This is a genomic window from Vogesella mureinivorans (genome assembly GCF_007644035.1).
In the GTDB taxonomy this organism is placed as follows: Bacteria; Pseudomonadota; Gammaproteobacteria; order Burkholderiales; family Chromobacteriaceae; genus Vogesella; species Vogesella mureinivorans.
On sequence record NZ_VMTV02000313.1, the window covers coordinates 1 to 260 of the forward strand.

The window sequence follows — 260 nt, forward strand, 5'->3', positions numbered from 1 at the left end:
CCGTACATCACGCGCTTGACCATCCACAGGGTGTAGGCCGCGCCGATGATCAGGGTCAGCGCGGCGATCGCGCCGATCCACGGGCTCTGCTGGAAGGCCGCCAGGATCACCATGAACTCGCCGACGAAGCCGGAGGTACCTGGCAGGCCGCTGTTGGCCATGGCGAGCAGCACGAAGAACGCCGCGAACATCGGCATGACGTTGGCCACACCGCCGTAGTCCTTGATCATGCGGGTGTGCATGCGGTCGTAGACCACGCC

General features: G+C 65.4%; 1 protein-coding gene. It reads right to left on the reverse strand.

What is annotated here, in order from left to right; genetic code table 11:
* A partial coding sequence (locus tag FLQ44_RS10035) for a proton-conducting transporter transmembrane domain-containing protein (protein WP_276607842.1) occupies positions 1 to 260 on the reverse strand: 260 nt, incomplete at both ends.